The sequence below is a fragment of the Sorangium sp. So ce131 genome (assembly GCF_051519095.1).
In the GTDB taxonomy this organism is placed as follows: Bacteria; Myxococcota_A; Polyangia; order Polyangiales; family Polyangiaceae; genus Sorangium.
This window is the reverse complement of record NZ_CP150455.1, coordinates 8,014,817-8,033,109: the sequence shown is the minus strand read 5'-3', so window position 1 is coordinate 8,033,109 and position 18,293 is coordinate 8,014,817. Positions and strand designations below refer to the sequence as shown.

At 72.2% G+C, this 18,293-nt stretch carries 13 protein-coding genes; 9 read left to right on the top strand and 4 right to left on the bottom strand.

The annotated features are described in order from the left end of the window. Positions 1-247 precede the first annotated feature (247 nt). The 3 genes from WMF43_RS29245 to WMF43_RS29235 form a co-directional block, all read right to left on the bottom strand. The gene (locus WMF43_RS29245; RefSeq protein WP_437669571.1) at positions 248-2,413 is read right to left on the bottom strand and encodes an anthranilate synthase component I; all 2,166 of its coding nucleotides are present in this window, start codon (positions 2,411-2,413) and stop codon (positions 248-250) included. Between the two features lie 104 nt (positions 2,414-2,517). Then, on the bottom strand, positions 2,518-4,665 hold the full coding sequence (gene pabB / locus WMF43_RS29240; protein WP_437669570.1) for an aminodeoxychorismate synthase component I: 2,148 nt from the start codon (positions 4,663-4,665) through the stop codon (positions 2,518-2,520). A gap of 100 nt (positions 4,666-4,765) precedes the next feature. Continuing rightward, positions 4,766-6,046 carry an isochorismate synthase gene (locus WMF43_RS29235; RefSeq protein ID WP_437669568.1) on the bottom strand — a complete coding sequence of 427 codons (1,281 nt, stop codon included), beginning with the start codon at positions 6,044-6,046 and terminating at the stop codon, positions 4,766-4,768. A 927-nt stretch (positions 6,047-6,973) separates the two neighbouring features. On the opposite strand from WMF43_RS29235, the gene WMF43_RS29230 reads away from it, so the two are divergent. The 5 genes from WMF43_RS29230 (at position 6,974) to WMF43_RS29210 (ending at position 12,058) form a co-directional block, all read left to right on the top strand. Further along, on the top strand, positions 6,974-8,383 hold the full coding sequence (locus WMF43_RS29230) for an ABC transporter substrate-binding protein (RefSeq protein ID WP_437669566.1): 1,410 nt from the start codon (positions 6,974-6,976) through the stop codon (positions 8,381-8,383). Between the two features lie 138 nt (positions 8,384-8,521). Beyond that, complete coding sequence (locus WMF43_RS29225) at positions 8,522-9,445, top strand: carbohydrate ABC transporter permease (protein WP_437684114.1); 924 nt, start codon at positions 8,522-8,524, stop codon at positions 9,443-9,445. Between the two features lies 1 nt (position 9,446). Further along, positions 9,447-10,325, top strand: coding sequence for a carbohydrate ABC transporter permease (locus tag WMF43_RS29220; RefSeq protein ID WP_437669564.1), 879 nt, complete (start codon positions 9,447-9,449; stop codon positions 10,323-10,325). Between the two features lie 145 nt (positions 10,326-10,470). Beyond that, the gene (locus WMF43_RS29215) at positions 10,471-11,493 is read left to right on the top strand and encodes an AAA family ATPase (protein WP_437669560.1); all 1,023 of its coding nucleotides are present in this window, start codon (positions 10,471-10,473) and stop codon (positions 11,491-11,493) included. After that, complete coding sequence (locus WMF43_RS29210; RefSeq protein WP_437669558.1) at positions 11,477-12,058, top strand: hypothetical protein; 582 nt, start codon at positions 11,477-11,479, stop codon at positions 12,056-12,058. Before WMF43_RS29215 ends, WMF43_RS29210 begins: the two co-directional genes overlap by 17 nt. A 40-nt stretch (positions 12,059-12,098) precedes the next feature. Here the strand turns inward: WMF43_RS29210 and WMF43_RS29205 are convergent, their stop codons facing one another. After that, positions 12,099-12,476, bottom strand: coding sequence for a hypothetical protein (locus WMF43_RS29205; RefSeq protein ID WP_437669556.1), 378 nt, complete (start codon positions 12,474-12,476; stop codon positions 12,099-12,101). A gap of 74 nt (positions 12,477-12,550) precedes the next feature. On the opposite strand from WMF43_RS29205, the gene WMF43_RS29200 reads away from it, so the two are divergent. The 4 genes from WMF43_RS29200 (at position 12,551) to WMF43_RS29185 (ending at position 17,880) form a co-directional block, all read left to right on the top strand. Beyond that, positions 12,551-13,636 carry a hypothetical protein gene (locus WMF43_RS29200; RefSeq protein ID WP_437669554.1) on the top strand — a complete coding sequence of 362 codons (1,086 nt, stop codon included), beginning with the start codon at positions 12,551-12,553 and terminating at the stop codon, positions 13,634-13,636. After that, positions 13,636-14,376, top strand: coding sequence for an RNA polymerase sigma factor (locus WMF43_RS29195; protein WP_437669552.1), 741 nt, complete (start codon positions 13,636-13,638; stop codon positions 14,374-14,376). The genes WMF43_RS29200 and WMF43_RS29195 overlap by 1 nt, the downstream gene beginning before the upstream one ends. Continuing rightward, positions 14,373-15,563, top strand: coding sequence for a hypothetical protein (locus WMF43_RS29190; protein ID WP_437669550.1), 1,191 nt, complete (start codon positions 14,373-14,375; stop codon positions 15,561-15,563). Before WMF43_RS29195 ends, WMF43_RS29190 begins: the two co-directional genes overlap by 4 nt. Before the next feature lie 463 nt (positions 15,564-16,026). Further along, a complete protein-coding gene (locus tag WMF43_RS29185; protein ID WP_437669548.1) occupies positions 16,027-17,880 on the top strand; it encodes a hypothetical protein in 1,854 nt (617 codons plus the stop codon). Positions 17,881-18,293: the final 413 nt, after the last annotated feature.

Genomic DNA, 18,293 nt, shown 5'->3' with positions numbered 1-18,293 from the left:
CACGCGGGATTCAGGATTGCAGGGCCGCTCGTGCAAAAGCGAAAGGATCGTCCCGGACATCCATTCGAAATGCCCGGTGAAGACGGATGGCCGTCATGGCATGTCCGGTGCAATAGCTAGGACCAGCGTCGCTGGCGTGGCCTTTCCCCCCCCAAGGCCCCGGCGGCGCTTTTTCATTTTGTGCTTCGTGAAGCCGCGCTGGCCCTCGCGCGAGGGCCGCGCTGGCCCTCGCGCGGGGAGCTCTCTGTCAGCGCGCCGCGGGCGTCGCCTCGCCCCGCCGGAGCTCGGCGACGGCGTTGCGCACGAGCCGGAGGCCGACGTTGTCGTCCTGCGAGAGGATCGACTCGGGGTGGAACTGCACGGCCGCGACCGGGAGCTCCGCGTGCTCGATCGCCATCACGACCCCGTCCTCGCTCTCGGCGGTGACCTTCAGCGACGAGGGGAGCGCGTCGCGCAGGGCGTAGAGCGAGTGGTAGCGCCCCGCGCGGAACTCGCGCGGGAGGCCCTCGAAGAGGCGGCCGCCGAGCACGTTCACCTTCGAGGCCTTGCCGTGCATCGGGTAGTCGAGCACGCCGAGCTTGCCGCCGAAGTGCTCGACCATGCCCTGCAGGCCGAGGCAGACGCCGAAGACGGGCAGCCGCCGCGCGAGCAGCGCCGAGAGCGTCCCCGAGACGTCGAAGTCGGACGGGGTGCCGGGGCCGGGCGAGAGCACCACGAGGTCCGGGGCGTACACGTCGAGCTCGCTGTGGGGGAAGCCGGCGCGCAGCGTCACCACCTCGGCGCCCGTCTGCCGGAGGTAGTTCGCCAGCGTGTGCACGAAGGAGTCCTGGTGATCGACGAGCAGGATCTTCCGGCTGCCGCCCGGCACCGGGCTGATCGCCGCCGGCGCCGGCGCGGCGACGCCGCGCGGCCGCCGGATCGCGTCGAGCAGCGCCGACGCCTTCACGTGCGTCTCGCGCTCCTCCTCCTCGGGGTCCGAGTCGAAGAGCAGCGTCGCGCCCACCCGGACCTGGGCCACGCCGTCCTTGATCCGGATCGTGCGCAGCGTGAGCCCCGTGTTCATGCCGCCGTCGAAGCCGATCGCGCCGACCGCGGCGCCGTACCACGCGCGCGGCGAGCGCTCGTGGTCCTCGATGAACTGCATCGCCCAGGCCTTCGGCGCCCCCGTGACCGTGACCGCCCAGGTGTGCGCGAGGAACGCGTCGAGCGCGTCGAAGCCCTCGCGCAGCCGGCCCTCGATGTGATCGACCGTGTGGATCAGCCGCGAGTACATCTCGATCTGCCGCCGGCCGATCACGCGGACGCTCCCCGGCACGCAGATGCGGGACTTGTCGTTGCGGTCGACGTCGGTGCACATCGTGAGCTCCGACTCGTCCTTCGCGGACGCGAGCAGGCGCGCGATCTGCGCCGCGTCGGCGATCGGGTCGCTGCCGCGCGGGATGGTGCCCGAGATGGGGCAGGTCTCGATGCGGTCGCCCTCGACGCGCACGTACATCTCGGGCGAGGCGCCGACCAGGTACTCGGCGTCGCCGAGGTTCATCAGGAAGCCGTAGGGCGCCGGGTTGCGCTCGCGCAGGCGGTAGAACAGCTCCGTGGGGGCGACCGGGCACGGCTCGAAGAGCGTCTGGCCCGGGACGACCTCGAAGAGATCGCCGCGCTTGAACGCCTCCCGGGCCGTCCGGACGAGCTCGGCGTACTCGCCCGGCGCGTACTCGTTCTGCGGCGCGCGATCGGCGCCTACGTACGGCCGCGCCGCGCCCTCGCGCGGCAGCCCCTCGGTCGAGCGATCGCCGCAGGTGAACTCGTACCGCGTACGCGTCGCGCGCTCGCGGCGATGATCGACGGCGACGATCTCGTCGGGGAGGTAGAGGACGAGGTCCCGCTGATCGGCCGGGCGCTCGTGCCGGAGCCGGATCGGCTCGAACTGGAAGGCGAGGTCGTACGCGAACGCGCCGTAGAGCCCGAAGAGCGCGTCGCCCGGGACCTTGAAGAGCTCGATGAGCCGCCGCAGCACCGAGAAGATGGACGGCTGGCGGCTGCGCAGCTCCTCGGGCACCCGCTCGCCCGGCGGCCGGACCGCGCCGACCACCTCGTCGCCGCGGCGCTCGACGGACGCGACCTCCGCGACATCCCGGAGCGCCTCGTCGATCGCGGGCAGGATCACGCGCCCGCGCTCGTTCAGCGCGGTGAACCGGAAATCGCGGCCCCGGGAGACGAGCACGAGCGGCGGGTCGACGAAGCCGATGTCCCAGCGCGTGTACCGGCCGGGGACCTCGTAGCTGGACGCCAGGACCACGCCGAGGTGGCTGTCGAGCGCCTCGACGATGGGCTGGATCGCGCCGCTCACGGCGAGCTCCTCGGCCACCCGCTGCACCGCGACTCCCCCCCGTGTGACGTTGCTCTCTCGTTTCAAGATCGCGTCTCCTTTGGCCGGCGAGTATACGCGGTGCGCCGCGCGCCGCACCGGCTTCGCCGCCGGGAGCCTGGTTCCGACGCGCACGTGAGCGCGTGCGCGCGTCAGCCCCGCGACGCCCTCGCCGGACGTGCTCCCGGCGCGGGCATACCGCCGGCGCCCTCGGCGAGCTCCGCGAGGTAGACGGCGCGGAGCAGCGGGTACCTTTTGACGAGGACCTCGTCGTACTCGGCCTCCGGGCTCGACTCGGCGACCACCGCGCCGCCGCTGCCGAAGCTGAGCCCATCGCGGTCGGCGACGAGGGTCCGGATGGCGATGTTCATGTCCATGGTCCCCTCGAAAGCGAGGTACCCGATCGCGCCCGTGTACACGCCCCGCGCGCGCCGCTCGAGCTGGTCGATGATCGAGATCGTCCGGTGCTTGGGCGCCCCGGTGATCGAGCCGCCGGGGAAACACGCCTCGAGCGCGTCGAGCGCGCCCTTGCCCTCGCGCAGGGCGCCCGTGACGACCGAGGAGAGCTGGAGCAGGGTGGCGTGCTCCGTGACGCGCAGGAGCTCCTCGACGTCGATCGAGCCCACCGCGCAGACGCGGCTGAGATCGTTGCGGACGAGGTCCGTGATCATGAGGAGCTCGGAGCGGTCCTTCTCGCTCTCCGCGAGCTCGCGGCGCAGCGCGAGGGTCTCCTCCGCGGTGGCGCCCTTCGGGCGCGTGCCCTTGATCGGCTCGCTGCGCACGCGGCGCGCCCGGTCGACGGCGAGGAACCGCTCCGGCGAGGACGACAGCACCGCGCCGTCCGGCAGCTTGAGGAAGGCCGAGAAGGGCGCGGGGTTCGCGCGGCGGAGCACGCGGTAAAGCGCGAACGGCGGGAGCGAGGTCTGCACCCGGAACTCGTTCGTGAGGCAGACCTCGTACGTCTCGCCGTCGCGGATCTCGGCGAGGATCGACGCCACGGCGTCGAGGTGCTCCCGGCGCGAGAGCCGCTGCGCGACCGCGAGCCGATCGGCGAAGCCCTCCGGGACGGGCGCGAGGGCGGGCTCGGCGAGCTCCGGGAGGTCGCGGAGGCGCGCCGCGATCGCGTCGAGCCACGCGTCGACGGACAGCGGCGGCGCGGGCGGCAGCGGCGGCTCGTCCGCGCCGCTCGCGCAGGCGTACACCGCGCGCTCGGCGTGGTCGAAGGCCAGGACGCGCCGCGCGATCATCATCGTGCTGTCCGGGAGCGCGCGCGATCCGTGGGCGGTCGCGCCGAAGCCCAGGTGCTCCTTCAGCTCGTAGCCGAGGTACCCCACGAGGCCGCCCGTGAAGGGGACGGGCAGGCCGCTCGGCGCGACGGCGCCGCGCGCGAGCTCCTGCCGCAGCGCCGCGAACGGGCTCCCCGTGGACTCGGCCGCGGCGTGGAGGGCCTCCGGGCCGGCGGCGCGCCGCCGCGTCAGGCGCTCGCCGCGGCTCTCGAGGGCCTCCTCGGCGCTCCCCATGAACGAGAAGCGCCCGTCCGCGCCGGGCGCGCTCGAGTCGAGCCAGAACGCGTACGGCGCGTCGGCGAACAGCCCGGCGAAGGCCCGCTCCGGGTCGACCCAAGGGAGCCGCACATGGCGCACTCCCGGCGCGCGCCCGCGGTCGTCGAGATCTGCGTCCCCGAGCGCCGCAGGCGCGCGCCGGGCGCGCGCGACGCGCGCCGCGATGTCACGGAAATTGCTCAGGATTTTTCTTCCGTGCTCGGTGCCGATCGACTCGGGGTGGAACTGCACGCCGTAGAACGGGCGGCCCTTGATCTTGAGGGCCATGACGAGCCCGTCGCCGCGCGTCCGCGCGGTGATCTCGATGTCCGCCGGGAGATCGCCGTCGTCGACGAGGAGCGAGTGGTAACGCACGGCCTTGAACGGGCTGGGCACGCCCTCGAACAGGCCGGCGCCGTCGTGCTCGATCTCGGCGATCTTGCCGTGCGCGACCCGCGGGGCGTGGCGCACGCGCGCGCCGAAGCGGGCCGCGAGCCCCTGGTGGCCGAGGCACACCCCGAGGATCGGTGTCCCGGGGAGCGCGTCGATCACCTCCATGCAGACGCCGAAATCGGCCCGGCGCTCGGGGCGGCCGGGGCCGGGCGAGAGGACGATGCTGTCGATCTCCAGATCCTTGATCTCGGCGAGCGAGAGGCTGTCGTTCCTGACGGTGATCGGCTGCTCGCCGTTCACCTCCCAGAGGTACTGCCCGAGGATGTGGGTGTACGAGTCGTAGTTGTCGATCAGCAGTGTCTTCACGGCGTCGCTCCCGTGGGGCTCGCGCTTTGGCCCGGGCGCGTCGGGCGCGCAGCGCGGCGCGAGGCGCCCTGTCCGGTCGCCGGGCCGGGGGCCCTCGGCGTCAGGGGCGGATGAGGGCCGCGAGCATGGCCTGGAGCTTGAGCTGCGTCTCGACCAGCTCCGCCTCCGGGCTCGACCCCGCGACGACGCCGACGCCGGCGACCATGCGCGCGCGGGCGCCGTCGACGGTGGCGCTCCGGATGCCGATGAACCAGTCGCCGTCGCCGCGGGCGTCGACCCAGCCCACGAGCCCCGCGTAGAGCCCGCGCCGGAACCCCTCGTGCGCGTCCAGCCAGGCCTTCGCCGCGTCGCGCGGGGTGCCGCACACGGCGGGCGTCGGGTGCAGCCGCGCGGCGAGCGAGAGCGCGTCGGGCGCCCCCTCGTCGAGCACGCCGTGGATCGGCGTGCCGAGGTGCATCACGTTGCGGAGGCTCAGGATCGACGGCTCGCTCGGCACGTCGAGCGACGCGCAGAGCGGCCCGAGCGCCGCGGCGACGGCCTCCACCACGAAGCGGTGCTCGCGCTGGTCCTTGGCCGATTTCCGGAGGACCTCGGAGAACCGGCGGTCGGCGTCGACGTCGGCAGAGACCGCGTACGTGCCCGCGAGCGGGTGCGAGGAGACGGCGCGGCCGCGGCGCGAGATCAGGAGCTCGGGGCTCGCGCCGAGGAAGCCGTCGCAGTGGAAGATCGCGCACGAGGGGTAGAGCGCGGTCAGCCGGCGCAGGACCTCCTCGACGACGATGGGCCGGTTCGCCTCGACGTCGACCGGGCGCGCCAGCACGACCTTGGAAAGATCCCCGCGCTGGACGTCGGCGATCGCGTGGGCGACGCGCGCGCACCACTCCTCGTGCGGGATCGCCGAGCGAAGCGTGAAGCTGTCGGGCGAGCGTCGGTGGACCTCGGCCGGCGCGAGGTGCGGCGCCGGGGCGGCGCCCTCGCCGATGGTGGTGACCCACGTGGTGCCGTCGGGCGCCGCGCCGACGATCTGGGCTGGAATGACGAGCGACGCCGGCTCTGTCCGGTCGAAGGGCAGGGCGCCGAGCGCGATCGGGCCGCTGCCCGGGCGGCCGAGGGCGTCGGCGGCGCCGATGGCCGCGAGCACCTCCCGGATCCACGAGACGCCGCCCTCGATGCCGTGGGGCAGCTCCAGCCGGGCGGCGACCCCGTGCGCGACCAGCTGCGCGGTCGGGTGAAGCCAGACGCGGGCGTTCTCCCCGGCGAGGGACGAGACGCCGCCGGGCATCTTCCCGAGCGCGTCCGCGTCGAGCCGGAGGGTGCGTGCGACCAGCCGCGCGGCCAGGTGGGGCGCATCGGCCGAAGAAGAGAGCGTCAGGGGAGCCATACTGCCGTGCGCAGACCGGGGTCGGCTCGCCCGCTTCGGGCAGGACCAACCTGGAGCCGACACGGGGCAAGCAGAGCTACCAGAGCGAGATGGGCGACGAGGGCGACGCCCGTGGCTCATGCCGGAATGCGATCACCGGCCACGCAGACCGGCTCTACCGCCTCCGGAAGGGGTCCGCAAGCGCAAAGCTGTCGCGTTCCTGGGCTGCTCCGTCGAGGCTCCGGCAGCGTGCGCCATGGCGATCCCGCCGCCGCGCCGCCAGCCTGCGCGCCCGCGCGGACGCCGCAGCGATGGTTCATCGCGCGGCGCTTGCTCAACGCGCGCAGGGCGTGGCGAGCATGCCCATCGTGCGGCGCAATGCTCAACGCGCGCAGGGCGCGGTGAACGACGCCCATCGCGCGGAGGGCGTGGCGCGAGCATGCCCATCGCTCGGCGCAATGCTCATCGCGCGGAGGGCGTGGTGATGATCGCATGTGAACAGGAAGGCGGGCGACGACTGACCATTTTCCCTCCACCATGCGAGCCCTCTCTGGGCCAGCGCGACGACGGCCCGCCGCGCCGCCTGGTCGACCGCGCGCACGTCGTGTGATGTGTGCTCCTCTCGCGTACGCTCCTCGTGAAGTACGCCGTCGGCAGTAGGCCAGTAAGGCAACTCCGTACTCCTCCCCGTCTGACACTCTCCGCGCGGCGCAGATCCGGTGGAATCGCGGCGCTATCCCTTGCCCTGGAGCGCGACTCTGTTCGATGCTGCCGCGGGCCTGGCTCCTCGCGGCGCTCATGCGCGGCGCATGTCGGCGCGTCGTCGGCGCCGCCCGCGTCGGCGGTGCCGCCCCCGTCGTCGGCGCCGCCCGCGTCGTCGGCGCCGCCGCCGAGCGGAGGGGCCCTGGCGAAACCGTTCGGATCGAGACCTCAGAAAGGGAACCCGCGATGGAAATCACTCGGCAGCATGATCTCCGCGCATGGAGAACCATAGCGCTGCTCCTCTTCGTCGTCGGCCTGTGCGCCTGTCAGGGCGACAAGAAGCCGCCCGCGGGCGAGAGCCGCCCCGGCGCCGCCGCGACCGCCACGAGCAAGCCCGCCGTCGCCGAGGCGCCGGGCGACACCGCGATCAAGGCGCAGCCCCCCGCGGTGCCGAACGCCGCCGAGGCGAAGAAATACAGCGGGGCCAAGCTGAAATATTACAGCGAGTCGGTGGGCGTGGGCGCCGAGCTCGACAGGGTGCTGATCAAGCAGTTCAACCAGGACACCGGCATCGAGGTGACCCTCATCCCCCGGCCGAAGGACGCGACCGAGACCTACGCCGTCTACCAGCGGCTGTTCCAGGGGCAGTCGGCGGACATCGACGTGCTGATGCTCGACGTCATCTGGCCCGGCGCCTTCGCGCAGAACCTGGTCGACCTGCGCGAGAAGCTCGGCGAGGCGGCGAAGCAGCATGTCGAGAGCATCGTTCAGAACAACACGGTCGACGGCAAGCTCGTGGCCATGCCGTGGTTCACCGACTTCGGGCTGCTCTATTACCGCACCGATCTACTCGAGAAATACGGTTATTCGAAGCCGCCGGAGACGTGGGACGAGCTCGAGCAGATGGCGAAGAAGATCCAGGACGGGGAGCGCGCGAGCAGCCCGAACTTCCTCGGCTTCGTCTGGCAGGGGAAGGCCTACGAGGGCCTCACCTGCAATGCGCTGGAGTGGATCGCGTCGCACGGCGGCGGCGCGATCATCGAGGACGGCAAGATCACGGTGAACAACGCGGGGGCCCAGAAGGCGCTCGCGCGCGCCAAGGGCTGGGTGGGCACCATCTCGTCCGCGGGCGTGACGAGCTACGAGGAGGAGGACGCCCGCAACACGTTCCAGGGCGGGAACGCCGCGTTCATGCGGAACTGGCCGTACGCCTACGCCGCGGGCAACGCCGAGAAGTCGCCGATCAAGGGCAAGTTCGGGGTGGCCCCGCTGCCGCACGAGCCCGGACAGAAGAGCGCCGGCACCGTCGGCGGCTGGCAGCTCGCCGTCTCGAAGTTCTCGGCGCAGAAGGACGCGGCCATCGAGCTCGTCCGTTACCTGACCAGCCCGGAAGCGCAGAAGTTCCGCGCGACCGCGGGCTCGTTCATCCCGACGGTCCGCTCGGTGCAAGAGGATCCGGACGTCGTGAAGTCGATGCCGTTCCTCTCGCGCGCGAAGGACATCGCGCTGGTCCCGCGCCCCTCGAACAGCACCGGCGCGCGGTACAACGAGGCGTCGATCGCGTTCTTCCAGGGGGTGAGCCAGGTCTTGCAGGGCAAGGACGCGAAGGAGGTGCTCGGGCAGGTGGAGCAGCGCCTCACGCGCGCGCTCCGGTAGGCCCCCGACCGCCGGTGACGCGCCGGGGCCGCGCGCCGGGGCCGCCGGCCGCGCGCGCCTCCGGCGCGGCCCGCGGAGCGCAGATACCCGATCTCCCGGACACCGCACCTCGCGAGGACGGAGCGCACCATGAGCACGATGGAAGATCTGAAGGACATGCGCGCGGCGGGCCGCGCGGCGGGCGCGTCGCTCGAGAAGCGGCGCGAGCGGCTCGCGTGGCTGTTCCTCGTGCCGACGCTGCTCGTCGTGGCGTTCGTCGCCCTCTATCCGCTCGCCCAGACGTTTTACCTGAGCTTCACGAACGCGCGCCTCGGCGCCGGGGAGCCGGCGAGGCTCGTCGGCGCGCAGAACTACGTCGACCTCGTGCAGGACAGCTATTTCCACGACGCGGTCCTGCTCACGGTCCTCTTCACGGTCGTCACCGTGCTGAGCGAGCTCGCCCTCGGGCTCGCGATCGCGCTCATCGTCAACTCCCGCTTCAAGGGCCGCTCGGCGGTGCGCGCGGCCATGCTCATCCCCTGGGCGATCCCGACCGTCATCTCCGCCCAGATGTGGAAGTGGATGTACAACGACGTCTACGGCGTCTTCAACGACCTCCTCGTGAACCGCCTGCACCTCCTCGACCGGAACGTCGCGTTCGTCGCCGATCCGGGCGTGTCCTTCTGGGCGGTCGCGGTCATCGACGTCTGGAAGACGACGCCGTTCATGGCGCTCCTCCTCCTCGCCGGGCTGCAGCTCGTCCCGGGCGACCTCTACGAGGCCGCGCGGGTGGACGGCGCGACGACGCTCCAGCAGTTCACCCGCATCACCCTGCCGCTCCTCAGGCCGTCGATGCTGGTCGCGCTCATCTTCCGCACGCTCGACGCGCTCAGGGTCTTCGACATCTTCTTCGTCATGTTCGGCAACCGGCCGGACATGCAGACGATGGCGACCTACGCCCAGCAGACGCTCGTCAGCGTCTCGAACATCGGTTACGGCTCGGCGATCTCGGTCGCGCTGTTCTTGATCATCGCGGTGTTCATCATGATCTATCTCGCGGTGTTCCGCACCGAGGAGGCGTGAGATGAACGGCTCTCCTTCGGGTCCTCGGCAGGGCGGGCGCGGCGCGCAGATCGCCTTGCGCGCCCTGTTCTACCTGCTCGTCGCGGTGGTCGTCGTGTTCACCGTGTTCCCCTTCGTGTGGGCGTTCATCTCCTCGATCAAGCCCGACGACGAGCTCTTCACGACGCCGGTCCGCTACTGGCCCGGCCGCGTGACCCTGGACAACTACCGGCTCGTGCTGGAGAACGGCGAGTTCCAGGAGGCGCTCGTGAACAGCGTGATCGTCGCCGTCACGGTCACCGTGGTCTCGCTCGCCGTCGGCTCGCTGGCCGCGTACTCGCTCGGGAGGTTCCGGTTCCGCGGGCGCAGCGTGGTGCTTTATGTGGTCCTCGCGATGACGATCTTCCCGCAGATCGCCGTCCTCGGCGCCCTGTTCGAGATGATCAACTTCCTCAAGCTCTACAACCAGCTCCCGGCGCTCATCCTGACGTACCTCATCTTCACGCTCCCGTTCACGGTCTGGGTGCTCACCGGCTTCTTGAAGGCGATCCCGGGAGAGGTCGAGGAGGCGGCCTACGTCGACGGCGCGACGCCATGGCAGGTGTTCACCAAGATCATGCTGCCGCTCTCGGTCCCGGGCATGGCGACGACCGGGATCCTCGCCTTCATCGCCGCCTGGAACGAGTTCCTGTTCGCGCTCTCCTTCACCCAGACGCCGGACAAACGCACGGTGACCTACGCGATCCAGTCGTTCTCGACCTCGACCAGCGGGATGTACGAGATCCCCTGGGGGCAGACGATGGCGGCGTCCATCGTGGTGACCGTGCCGCTCGTCGTGCTGACGCTGGTGTTCCAGCGGCGGATCCTCGCGGGGCTCACGGCCGGCGCGGTGAAGGGCTGAGGGCGCCAGGCTGCGCGCTCCGCTAGAGAGAGATCGTCTCCATCGTCGACGCCGATCGCCAGGCTCGCGGGCTGCCTCAGGAGCGTGGCCCGGCGCCACCAAACCTTGTCGCCGTCCCGCTGCCATCGTACGTTGGGTGCGGCCCATGACGAACGCAGCGCTCACGCGCGTCGAGCTCCGTAACTTCACGGCGTTCGCCGACCTCGCTCTCGACCTGTCGCCGGGCATCAACGTCTTCATCGGCACGAACAGCACCGGCAAGACCCACCTGCTCAAGGTCCTCTATGCCGCCTGCGACGTCTCGCGCCTGGAGGAGCGGACCTTCGCGGACAAGCTCGGCCGCGTATTCATGCCGTCGCAGGGCAGCATCGGTCGGCTCGTGCGCAGACAGAAGGGCGGCTCGTCCGCGTCGGTGACCGTCCACCGCGGAGCTGACAACGTCTCCGTGACGTTCGCCAACCAGACGCAGCGCGCTGACAAGGCGACGACAGCTGCGACGCGCTGGAGCGCTCGCCCCATGGAGTGCGCCTACATCCCCGTCAAGGAGATGCTCGCTCACGCACCGGGGTTCCGGTCGCTGTACGAGACACGGGAGATCCACTTCGAGGAAATTTACGCCGATCTCGTGACCAGGGCGTACCTGCCGAAGCTGCGCGGCCCGATCGATGAAAACCGGGGGAAGCTCCTCAAGATCATCCAGGAGCAGATGCAGGGGACGGTCTTCGTTCAAGGAGAGGAGTTCTTTCTGAGGAGCAGCGCTGGAAACCTCGAGTTTTCGCTGCTGGCAGAGGGGCTCCGGAAGCTCGCGCTCATCTGGCTCCTCATCCAGAACGGCACGTTGCTGAGCGGCTCCGTGCTGTTCTGGGACGAACCCGAGACGAACTTGAATCCGGCGGTCATGGGTACCATCGCCGAGATCCTGCTCGAGCTGCGACGCCTCGGGGTGCAGATCTTCGCCGCGACGCACGACTATGCCTTCCTGAAGGAGCTCGCCCTTCGCGCGTCGCCCGAGGAGCCCGTCGCGTACCATGCTCTGTTCCGCCCGGCAGCCGGGGAGGGGGTGAGCGTGTCGACCTCAGCGACGCTCGACGAGGTCCATCCGAACGCCATCCGCGAAACTTTCCTCAGCATCTTCGATCGCGAGGCGGCGCGTGACTTCGGCGGATGAGGCGAGCGCCGCCCCGCGGTCCGTCGCCGAGTCGGGGTTCGAGGTAGCGTTACCTGCAGGCGGGTTCCGCTTCTGCGACATCGGCGCGTACCGTTCCCTCTCGGGCAAGAACCTGAAGGAGATCGACTTCGGGTGGTGGGACCAGAGGTGGCATAAGCTCGTGTTGCTCGAGCTGAAGGGCCGCGAGGTCTGGGACGCTGCGCGGGTCGGCGAGGCGCAGGCATCGTCCCACCTCATCGAGGTCTGCGGCCAGAAGGCCATCGACTCGCTGCTCATGTTGTCGGCCGCGTGGGCCGGCACAGCGGCCTGCGCCGACATCCTGGCGGCGCTACCGTCGGAGTCGCGGGTCTACCCCGGGGACAACAAGGTGAAGCTCGTTTTCCTCGTCGACGTCCCGGAGGGCAAGCGCGAGCTCTTGACCCCGGTCCGGGACGCGTTGAACGCGAAGCTGAAGGGGAAGCTCGCGCTGTTCGGGATCGAGGCGGTCGCCGTGGTGACCCTCGAGATCGCCCAGAAGATGGGGCTCCCGGTCCGGCGCGTGACCGTTGCCCCGCCGGACGGGTAGGGCCCGCGGCATGCCCGGCCGCGCCGCCGCCGCGCGCCCTTCAGCCGTCCTCCGGCAACATCTCGCGCGGGAGCGCCGGGCTCCTCGGGGCGACGGCCGCGTCGGCGAGGTCGCGGACCTTGACGAGGATCGCCTGCTCCTCCTCCGTCTGCGCCTCCTCGCAGTACGACCGGATCTGCCAGAGGAGCTTGCGCGTGCGCCGCAGCTCGAAGAGGAGCCACCGGGTCTCCGGGCGCGCCTCGAGGGGGTGGCGCTCCAGCTCGACCTCGATCTCGCGGATGCGCTCCTCGATCTGCTCCCCGGTCGGAAGAATGCGGCCGTTGCCGTGGCAGTCCTTGCAAAGGTAGGGGCCGGAGTCGGTGTTGATCTCTCCCTCACCGTAACAGCTCGCGCACGTGACCAGCTCGTAAGCGTTCATGGCCGCCACTCTACCCGATCTCCGCGGATCCAGGTGCCGGCCTCGGGTTCCTTGCGATAAAGAGAGGCCTCCTCGTGACCTGCCCTCGTCCCTCGCGTTGCGGCGCGCTCCACGTCCTCTGCCTGTGCGCTCTCGCCCTCGGCGCGCCGCGCGCCGCCTCGGCCGCGCCGCTCCCGCGGCTCGTCGTCCACCGGGCGCCCGAGGCCTCCGATTGCCCCGATGCGACGGCGCTCGCCGCCGCGGTCGAACGCGAGATGAAGCGGCCCGCCCTCGACCCGGGCGACGCCGACGGCCGCGCGCCCGAGTTCGAGGTCCACATCCTGCGCGCCGGGTCCACCTACACCGCCGTCCTCCAGGCCGGCGGCCGCGCCCGGCAGCTCTCGTCGGAGGAGGGCGCCTCGTGCGACGAGCTCGTCGAGGCGCTGGCGTTGACCATCGCCATCCTGCTCGACCGCGAGCCCGCGCCGCCGCCCGCGCCGACCCCGGCGCCCGCGCCGCCGCCGACCCCGACGCGCGCGCCGACCCCGGCGCCCGCGCCGCCGCCGCCGCCCGCGGCGCCCGCGCCGACCCCGCCGGCCGCGCCGCCGCTGCGCCCGGCCCCCCAGCCCCCGCGCTGGGACGTCGCGGTGGAGCTCGGCGCCGCGGAGAGCGTGGGCCTGCTCGAGCCCTTCTGGGCGGCCGCCATGGGCGACGTGTCGCTGCGCACGCGCGCGTGGTCGGTCGGCCTCGGCGCCGTGTGGCTGCCCGCGCACGACATCCCGTTCTCCCCGGGCACCGTCCACCTCGGGCTCGCCGCGGCCACGGCCCGCGGCTGCGCGACGATCGCCGGCGAGCTCGACGGGCTGCGGCTCTCGGCCTGCGCGGCGTCGCTGATCGGCGCCGTCCACGGCGCCGGCAGGGGGTTCGCCACGGACCGCGAGGACAGCGCGCCCTGGATCGCCGTCGGCGGCACGGCCCTCGCCGAGGGCTCCCTCTTCGGCGCGCGCGCGCTGGGCTGGTCCGCGCGCGCGACCGTCCTCGTGCCCGTCGCACAGGCGCGCTTCACCGTCGATCGCCGCGCGGGGGGCGAGGCCGGCGCGCCGGTGACGACGGACGCCGTGCTCGACCCCGCCCCGGTCGGGCTGCTCGTGGGCGTGAGCGCCCGGGTGTCGATTTGGTGATGGCGAGGCAGGCGACCCACCACGAAGGGGGTGAGCATGACCAGACGCGGCAGGACAGGATGACCTTCGGAGAGGTCTATGCAGAGCACTTCCGGTTCGTGTGGCGGTCGCTGCGCCGGCTCGGCGTGCCCGAAAGCGACGCCGCGGACGCGGTCCAGGACGTGTTCCTGGTCGTCCACAGGCGATTGCCCGAGTTCGAGGGGCGGTCGAAGATTACGACCTGGCTCTACAGCATCTGTTTTCACGTCGCCCGCGACCGGCGCAAGCTCGCGCACATGAGGCGGCGCGCCCACGACGACGAGCCGCTGCTCGACTGCGCGGACGACCGGGCCGACGTCGGCGCCGAGGCGGAGCGGCGGCAGGCGATCACGCTGCTCGAGGCCATCCTCGACGAGCTGCCGCTCGAGCAGCGCGCCGTGTTCACGCTCTTCGAGCTCGACGGCATGGGCGGCGAGGAGGTCGCCGAGCTGCTCGACGTCCCGCTCGGGACCGTCTACTCGCGCCTCCGCCTCGCGCGCGAGGCGTTCCGCCGCGCCGTGGCGCGGCTCCACGCGCGCGACCAGTTTCGGGCAGGCGGCCGCGCGGTTGCGAGGTCGCAGCCCGTCATGAAGGCGGTGGCCGCGGGCGCGGGGCTCACCGAGGCGGAGCGCTCGCCGGTGCCGGGGCCGCCCTCGGCGGTCCGCGCGTTGCCGGGCGCCGAGCGACAACCGCTCTGGAAGAGCGCAGGAGGTGGGCGATGAACGACCCCGTGCGATGGCTCGACGCCGAGGGCGGGGCGCTCGAGACCGAGCGTGAGCTCCTGCGCGCGGCCCCGCCGGTGGACCCGCCGGACGGCGCGCAGGACCGGGTGTGGGCGGCGATGGCCGCGCAGCTCGGCCTCGCCGGAGCGGCGTCGCTCGGCGGCGCCCAGGGCGCCGGGGGCGCGGCGCTTCCCGCCGATGCCGTCAGCGCGGCGGGCGCGGGCAAGGCGAGCGTGGCCGCGAGCGCCGGCAAGGCGAGCGCGGTTGCGGGCGCGGGCAAGGCGAGCGTAACGAGCGCGGCCGCGGGCGCGGGCAAAGCGAGCGTGGCCGCAGGCGCGGCCAAGATCGTCACGGCCGCGGCACCCGCGGTGAAGGCGGCGTCCGCCGCCGCGGGCACGGTGTCCGCCGTGGGCGGCGGTGGCGGCCTCGCGGGGGCGGCCGGGGCCGCGGGCCTCGCGAGCATCGTGAAGTCGATGCTCTTCGGCGCCGCGTGCGGCGGCCTGTTCCTCGCCGGCTACGCGGTCGTGGATCCGTCGAGCCCGGCGCCGCAGGCGGAGGTCGTCGCCGTCGCGCCGCCGGCCCTCGCGATGGAGGCGGCGCCGGCGCTCCGGAAGACGCCGGCCGCCGCCGTCGCGCCGCGGGTCGAGGAGGCGGCGGCTGCCGTCGCGGCGGCGCCTGCGGACGACTCCTCGCCGGCCGGCGCGGCTGCGCCGGGCAGCGCCGCCGCGCCGAGCGCGCCCCGCGCGACCGGGACCGCAGCGGCGCCTGCGAAGCTCGACGGATCGTCGCTGCCAGAACAGGCGGCGAGCGCGCCGTCCTCGGCCGAGACAGAGGCCGCCGCGGCGGCCGCGCCGCCGGCCGAGGGCGTCGCGGCGGGGGTGGACGGCGCGGACGGCGCGCCCAGCCCGGCGGCGGCGCCGGAGAGCCGGCTGCGCGAGGAGCTGAAGCTGCTCGGCGACGCGCGCGCGGCGCTCCGGCGCGGCGACGCGGCTCGCGCGCTGACGATCGCCGAGCAGGCGCGCCGCCGCTTCCCGGGCGGCGCGCTGGCGCAGGAGCGGGAGGCGCTCACCATCGAGGCGCTCTGGCACGCCGGCCAGCGCGGGGCAGCGGCGCAGCGCGCGGCGGCCTTCCTCATCGCCTACCCGTCGAGCCCGCACGTCGAGCGGCTCCAGGCGTTCACGCGGTAGCCCTGGCGGCGCAGCCCCGAGGAAACAGGCCTCGGGCCGCGCGCGCCGGGGCGCCGCGGCGAACGCCCCGGCGCCCCGCAACATCACGCGACCGCAGGGCGCAGAGGACACTGCGCACTTCCTCACCTCGCTTCCTTCTTCTCTTCCTCTCCGTCCTCCGCGCCCCGCGGCTCGACTCCCCTGCTCCCCTCGCACATCGATCCGCTCGACTCCGCTGGACACCCGCGTCCTCGCGGCGTCGCGCTGCTTCCATGACGGAGGGGCGGCGCTCCGGAGCTCCGTCGATCCGACGAGATGCGTTTTTTGAAATGGGGAGCAGTCCGAGCGCGCACTCATGCTCCATCACGGCCGGCCTTCGGCGGCGCCCTCCGGGGCGGTCCAGGGAGGAATCATGTCATTCAGGCTCTCACGAACATTCTCGCCCTTTCTCGTCTTGAGCGCGGTCGCGCTCGCTGGATGCAAGGTGGACGTCTCCCTCGGTGGAGCGGGCACGGAGTCGAGCTCGAGCTCCGGAGGAGGCCCCGGAGGCGGGACGAGCTCGAGCTCCGGCGGAGGCACCGGAGGCGGAATCAGCTCCGGAGGCGGCTCCGGTGGAGAGGGCGGCGGGGGAGGCGGCGGCGGAGGAGCTCCGTCGTTCACGCCGGACAAGGTCGATCTCCTCCTCGTGGTCGACAACTCCGGCTCGATGGCGGACAAACAAGAGGTGCTGGACAGGGCGCTCGACGACCTCCTGGGCGGCCTGATCAACCCGCCTTGCGTGGACGCCGCGGGCGTCCCTGTGGAGCACCAGCCGGACGCGCTGAGCGACTGTCCGGAGGGCTCATCGCGCACGCGCCCGCCCGTGCACGACATGCACATCGGCGTCATCAGCAGCAGCCTCGGCGGCCACGGGGCGAGCTCCTGTCCTTCCTCCTTCGCCCCTTCGAATGCCGACATGGGCCACCTCCTCGCGCGGTCCAGCCCCGTGGTCGCGAACGATCTGCCGACCTACCAGAGCAAGGGATTCCTCGCGTGGGACGCGGCCGGGACACTCGTCCCGGCGGGAGACTCCGATCTGCTCACCCTCACCAACAAGCTGACGAACATCATCCGCGGCGTCGGGCAGCAGGGGTGCGGCTTCGAGGCGCCGCTGGAGAGCTTCTATCGTTTCCTCATCGAGCCCGAGCCGTACCAGGAGCTCGTCGTCGAGGACAGCGTCGTCCGACAGCTGGGGATCGACGAGACCGTGCTGATGCAGCGGCGGGAGTTCCTCCGGCCGGACTCGCTCCTCCTCATCGTGATGCTCACCGACGAGAACGACTGCTCGATCAGGGACGAGGGCAGGAACTACCTGGTCGCGGAGACGAGGAACGCCTTCCGGCTGTGGCGGCCCCGGAGCGAGTGCGCCACCAACCCGAACGACCCGTGCTGCGCGTCCTGCAACCAGATCGTGCCCGCCGGGTGCCCCGCGGACCCGGCCTGCACGGGCCCCGACGGCAACGCCGCCAGGCTCACGGCGGCGGAAGACCCGTTGAACCTCCGGTGCTTCGACCAGAAGCGCCGCTTCGGGTACGACTTCCTCTACCCGATCGAGCGGTACACCCAGGCGCTCACCTCTCCCCAGGTGCTCAACCGGGACAAGGAGCTCGTGCCCAACCCGATCTTCTCGGATCTGGACCCGAGCGACGGCAACTCGCGGGTCCGGGGTCCGCAGCACGTCGTGTTCACCGGCATCGTCGGGGTGCCGTGGCAGGATATCGCGCGCGATCCAGCCGACATCGGGGACGGGCTGAAGAACGCGGCGCAGCTCTCCGAGCCGCTCGCGAGCGGCGCGACGACGTGGGACGTGATCCTCGGCGACCCGGCGGACTACGTCCCGCCCCAGGATCCTTTCATGGTCGAGTCGATCGCGCCGCGCTCCGGCGTCAACCCGATCACCGGGGACGCCATCACGCTGCCCGGCTCGGGGCTGAATCCGATCAACGGAAGCGAGTACTCCATCCCCGCCAGCAGCACGGGTGATCTGCAGTATGCCTGCATCTTCCCCCTGCTCACGTCGCGGTCGTGTGATGCCACCAGCGCCAGCTGCGACTGCCGCGATCCGAGCAACGACAACCCCCTCTGCGCGCCGAACCCGGCCGACGGCGGGGACAGGACGCTCCAGGTGCGGGGCAAGGCCTACCCAGGCCTCCGCGAGCTCCAGCTGATCCAGAGCCTCGGGAACCAGGGCGTCGCGGCCTCGATCTGCCCCGCGCAGCTGAGCGACGCCGCGCAGGTCGACTACGGCTACCGGCCGGTCGTGCGAGCCCTGATGGAGCGGCTCGACGGGCTGCTCTGACGGCGAGCGCCGCGCTGCCCTGACGGCGGCGATCGACCGAGGAGACACGCGCACGGGTGGCGCGCGCCATGCAAGCGCCGCCCGTGCGCAACACCGGCGCACACATGGGGGGAGGACCCCCTCACACGCCGCCGCCAACCCGCCCTCGCGGGGGTTGGCACAACCGAGACACAGCCAGACATTCCGATCGCGGTGCACGCGCCGGAGGCCGCGCGCTCCGCGCGAATCACCGCGGCTTTCCAGTGGCACCGAAGCTGCTTGAACGCGGCGCGATGGGACGCCGCCCCCGGAGAGACGTTCTGCTGGGGAGCGCAGGCCACGGTCGCGCTGCGGGTGGCACGGTCGACCGCGCCGCCGGTGGCCGCGTCGGGTTCAAACAGGCAACTCTCGGAGGGTGTGATGCGCCATAAAGG